This is a genomic window from Bacillus sp. JJ1773, assembly GCF_036962035.1.
Classification (GTDB): domain Bacteria; phylum Bacillota; class Bacilli; order Bacillales; family Cytobacillaceae; genus Cytobacillus.
Genome location: NZ_JBALNX010000103.1, coordinates 513 through 3,718, shown reverse-complemented (window position 1 = coordinate 3,718; position 3,206 = coordinate 513). Strand labels below are relative to the sequence as shown.

Below are 3,206 nucleotides of genomic sequence, written 5' to 3'. Positions count from 1 at the left end.
TGCTCGGCCGCACAACTGCCCCGTTAGTCCAATAAGAAAAAAGACCGCCGCAGCGATGATTTCTTTAACTCTTGCACCCGTTACTTCAATAAGGCTGGTTCCTCTATTGCAAGTTTTACTGCATTCTGTTCGGTATCAGTTATTGTTTTAGTAGCAGTAATTTCTTGCCAAATCTCTTCCCAAGTATCGCCTTCTTCATCGACACAATCAGGAAAATATTGAAACAACCTGATTTCATAAGTCCTTTCACTTTTAAAAATGACAGCCTTATATTTTTTGTTAGCAGATAAAATTTCTTTAAAACTTTCCTATATATGTACCATTCTTCTTAATAATTTTTTTCTAAAGAACGCCGTTAGTTGAATACTATATTCTTATTACCAATAGTGTTTTCTCGAATATCGAAATGTTATTGATGTCCATGTTATTAAGATTTATTATTTGGTCAAAATCATAATTTCTTTCTTCTTCCTCTTCTCCAACCCAACAAGTATATAACTCGCAATAATCTCCTTCTTCGAGATATTCATTTAAAATATCACATAACGCAAGGAAACTCTTCTTTGCTTCTTTGTTACTTTTTATAAGATAAGGGTCTTGGTTGTTAGCATTAAATGACATACCTACATATCCATCAGTAAAAACCTCATATATATTCTTAGTTGTAAAGTGTTTCTTTACTAAATTTCTCATTTGGTCATCCGAAAAATTTTTACCAATTAAAACTTTGTCATCACTACCATCTTTACTGTAAGGTAAAGTGAAATTACAACCAAGATAATTAACTATACTCATTATCTTCCATAACCCCTTTAAGTTTTTACCTTTATTTTAGTCAAATTACCTCTTCAATTAACCTGCCCGTTAGTGAAAAAAGCGTTCCTCCATGTTGAAGAAACGCCCCCGATAGTTAAAGTACATTTCTTCACAATCTTTCCTTGTTCATATCTTCTGCTGTGTCCAAATTTTATAGATAGTTTGACCGTCTATTTTTGTTTTTTCTGTACAGACATCGACTTGTAAATTGTTATAATCAGCCCATTGAGGGAAAAAAACTGCTAAATATTTAATTACTTTATCATCAGGTGTTGCATATCCTACATTAATTTGATTACCTAAATAAGCAACAAAATCTGGATATAAAGCATCTGCCCATTCTTTAGCTTCAATCTCCGAACCAAAAATACGATTATCCTCTTTATAGCCACCATTTATCCATTTTAAGTTATCCATTTATAGAAACGCCCCCGATAGTTTAAGAAGAAATCTTTAAAGTTGGAGATTTAAATCATTTAAAGTTCCAGTCAATATTTATCTGATTTTCTCCGCCAACTCTAAAATAATTCCCTCTGGACCACGAACATAACATAATTTATAACTTTCTTCATACTGCTGTATCTCACTAAAGATTTCCGTGCCCTTCTTTTTCAACTTTGCAACAATGGCTTCAATATCTTCAACAGCAAAGCAAATATGTCGGATACCCAGCGTATTTGCAAAAGGTTGCTGAATATCTTTTTCATCTGATGGCGTATAAAATTTGACTAGCTCTATCCATGCCTGACCATCTGGCATCCCCAATCCTACACATGCCGTTTTAACATCATTAAGCCCAACTATTCTGTCTAACTGTTCTCCATCCAATTCCCATTCCGCTTGCACTTCAAGTCCTAAATCAAGAAAAAACGCTTTAGCCTCTGAAAGATCATTTACGTTTATACTCACATGATCTATTCTATTGATCTTCATATCTCATACCTCCTATGTTCCTGTTATTTTTAATACCTGTATTCGTGTAAGGTTTGTTTGAAATTCTAATTCGCTTAAAACGGGAAAATATCCTTCTTCAACAATCCTGCTTCGTTACTTCAAGTACAAAGTTTCACAAACTCGACTAAACTTTCACCTAGATATCTATGTGTTATTCAACAATCTGGCCCAATAATGAAAATAAGCGCTGTTCCTTGTTACAGAAAAGCGCCCGATGTTGAAAAAGAAAGTGCGAAAATAAACAAAAGGACTCCCATTTAGGAAGTCCACTACATGCAATAACACTTCGTTTAAAAGATGAGTTTACTTAATTCTAATCTCTTGTTTTTGAGCCATGAGAGTCGTCATCAACGGTACCTTCTCCCGACTTGTTGTCCAGCGCTTCACCTGCTACAGTACCAAATGGATCAAGAGCAGAAGTTATAGTATCCCCGGGAACAACACCTACATCAGTTCTTCCTGCCTCGCCAATATCGTTATCATCGCGTTTCAGTCCGTTAATATCAGCCATCTATTTCACTCCCTCATTTTTTATAGGGAAGTGCTATTGTATTAGCAGCACTGCCCTGTAAATATTTTTTCCAATAGGGACAATTTTACGAGAAGGGATTAATGTGTAGCGTCTGTAAATTTTTCCAACCCCCTTTTAAAATCCCTTAACAATGTTGAATTCGTTGATATTTCCCTCAAGCTACCAGATATACTTAAGTAAATAAATGGATGAGTGTTCATTTGATCCTCTACTGAAAGATCTAAAATTTATACGATTAATTTAGTTGAAAAAATCCTTTCCTAATTATCACAAGGGGGTGTCCCAAAATCGCGCCCTATAATTGAATTACGGTCATTTTTGCTATTTATGTGATCCTGATCATTTTATTGTTATTTCATACGTCACACCATCAAGTTCCAATTCCACTTTGTTGTCCCAGTTTAAAAATTCTTCACAAGTTATTAAGTGTTTATTTTTATTCCATTATGAAATTTTATTCTATCCATCTTTATTGGACTATCAAGTGGTACTTTATTATTTAATGTTGAAATTATCATTTCAATATCATAATAATCAGCTACTATAAACTCTCCTGCAGGACTAACTGTTATGTGTCGAATATTGAGGTTGGTCTTCATATTCAATTATTATTAGCGTTAAGTCTAAATAATTAATAAGATGTTAGGACAAGAACGGCATCATATTTACTTGATACAGCAACACCTTTAGGAAAGCCACTAAAATTCCACACCATTCAGTTGAATTTTCGTTAGTGAATTTTATCCAACTCCAGCTTTGAGAGTTCCAAGGACTTGAAATATCATAGACCCTTTCTTTGTATTCTCCTGATAAAGGTTGATTTATTACCTTTACTTTGACTATCATATTTGTCTCCCAATAATGGTTCTTCTTCTACTATCGACCCTTTTCATGAAGAAAGACG

Annotated in this window: 6 protein-coding genes; all 6 read right to left on the bottom strand. The window is 34.0% G+C overall.

Annotation, left to right across the window (positions count from 1 at the left end; translation table 11 throughout):
* Positions 1 to 80 precede the first annotated feature (80 nt).
* Positions 81 to 227: a hypothetical protein gene (locus tag V7127_RS23430; RefSeq protein ID WP_335490305.1), complete on the bottom strand. Its 147-nt coding sequence runs from the start codon at positions 225 to 227 to the stop codon at positions 81 to 83.
* Between the two features lie 139 nt (positions 228 to 366).
* Positions 367 to 795 (bottom strand): hypothetical protein, encoded by a 429-nt coding sequence (locus tag V7127_RS23425; RefSeq protein WP_335490302.1) that lies wholly within the window; start codon positions 793 to 795, stop codon positions 367 to 369.
* Between the two features lie 147 nt (positions 796 to 942).
* A complete protein-coding gene (locus V7127_RS23420; RefSeq protein WP_335490299.1) occupies positions 943 to 1,233 on the bottom strand; it encodes a hypothetical protein in 291 nt (96 codons plus the stop codon).
* Positions 1,234 to 1,311: 78 nt separating this feature from the next.
* A complete protein-coding gene (locus V7127_RS23415) occupies positions 1,312 to 1,749 on the bottom strand; it encodes a VOC family protein (protein ID WP_093274033.1) in 438 nt (145 codons plus the stop codon).
* 334 nt (positions 1,750 to 2,083) lie between these two features.
* The gene (locus V7127_RS23410; RefSeq protein WP_335490297.1) at positions 2,084 to 2,281 is read right to left on the bottom strand and encodes a hypothetical protein; all 198 of its coding nucleotides are present in this window, start codon (positions 2,279 to 2,281) and stop codon (positions 2,084 to 2,086) included.
* Between the two features lie 663 nt (positions 2,282 to 2,944).
* Entirely contained in the window at positions 2,945 to 3,148 is a 204-nt protein-coding gene (locus V7127_RS23405) for a hypothetical protein (RefSeq protein ID WP_335490295.1), read from the bottom strand.
* Between the last annotated feature and the right edge of the window lie 58 nt (positions 3,149 to 3,206).